The sequence below is a fragment of the Streptomyces sp. UNOB3_S3 genome, from assembly GCF_020740895.1.
Taxonomy (GTDB): domain Bacteria; phylum Actinomycetota; class Actinomycetes; order Streptomycetales; family Streptomycetaceae; genus Streptomyces.
Genome location: NZ_JAILXP010000691.1, coordinates 1 through 1,342, shown reverse-complemented (window position 1 = coordinate 1,342; position 1,342 = coordinate 1). Strand labels below are relative to the sequence as shown.

The window sequence follows — 1,342 nt, the reverse complement described above, 5'->3', positions numbered from 1 at the left end:
GCTAAGCCTTTCAGCGCCGATGGTACTGCAGGGGGGACCCTGTGGGAGAGTAGGACGCCGCCGAACTCCTTTTAAGAGAAAGCCCTGGCAGGGGATACCTGCCGGGGCTTTCTTGCATTTACGGCCAAGATGGATACCGATACCGTGACCCCCATGAGCGGCCATGCACAGCTGATGTGGGACGAAGCGGTAACCGGCTATGACTTCGGCCCCGGGCATCCCATGGATCCCGTACGGCTCGCCCTGACCATGCGACTGGTCGAGGCCTTCGAGCTCGACCGGGCGGTCCGTGTCGTCGCCGCTCCGCCCGCCGGCGAGTCGACTCTCCGGCTCGTGCACCGCCCCGACTACATCGCCGCCGTCCGGGCCGCGTCGGCCGATCCCCGGTCCGCCGATCTGTCCTATGGGCTCGGGACCGTCGACGACCCGGCGTTCGCGGGGATGCACGAGGCCGCGGCGCTCATCGCCGGTCAGTCCGTGGGCGCCGCCGAGGCCGTATGGCGCGGGGAGGTGCCGCACGCCGTGAACTTCGCCGGCGGACTGCACCACGCCATGCCGGGCGCGGCATCCGGATTCTGCGTGTACAACGACGCGGCCCTCGCGATCGCCCGGCTGCTCGAGCTGGGAGCCGAGCGGGTGGCCTACGTGGATGTGGACGTCCACCACGGCGACGGCGTCCAGGCGGCCTTCTGGGAGGACCCCCGCGTTCTGACGATCTCCCTGCATGAGCACCCCCAGACCCTCTTCCCCCGCACCGGCTGGCCGACGGAGACGGGGGCCCCGGAGGCCGAGGGCGGCGCGGTGAACGTGGCGCTGCCTGCGGGCACGGGTGACGCCGGGTGGCTGCGGGCCTTCCACGCGGTCGTACCGGAGCTCCTGGCGGCCTTCCGGCCGCAGGTGCTGGTGACCCAGCACGGGGCCGATACCCACTTCGAGGACCCGTTGGCGCACCTGGCCGTCTCGCTGGACGCACAGCGCCATGTGGCGACCGCCTGCCATGAGTTGGCGCATCGTCATGCCGACGGCCGCTGGGTGGCGCTCGGGGGAGGTGGGTACGCCGTGACGGATGTGGTGCCGCGGTCGTGGACCCATCTGGTGGGCATCGCCGCCGACCGGCCGGTGGATCCCGCGTCGCCCGTGCCGGACCTGTGGCGGAGTGAAGTGTTCCGTCGCACGGGGCAGTTGGGGCCGCTGAGGATGACGGATGGCCGTGAGCCGGAATGGCGGTCGTTCGAGGAGTCGGGGTACGACCCGGCCGACCGCCTGGACCAGGCGATCCTCGCGACCCGTAGGGCGGTGTTCCCGGCCCACGGGCTGCTGCCCTGAGCCCACGGCCCCCTGC

General features: G+C 71.4%; 1 protein-coding gene. It reads left to right on the top strand.

Going from position 1 to position 1,342, the window contains the following annotated elements:
- Positions 1-153: 153 nt before the first annotated feature.
- Positions 154-1,326, top strand: a complete 1,173-nt coding sequence (locus K6I33_RS35060; protein WP_229358834.1) for an acetoin utilization protein AcuC — start codon at positions 154-156, stop codon at positions 1,324-1,326.
- Positions 1,327-1,342 lie beyond the last annotated feature (16 nt).

What these genes read in the sequence shown, in the direction of transcription:
- K6I33_RS35060 (WP_229358834.1), top strand. Translation starts at nt 154, where the DNA reads ATGAGCGGCCATGCACAGCTGATGTGGGACGAAGCGGTAACCGGCTAT.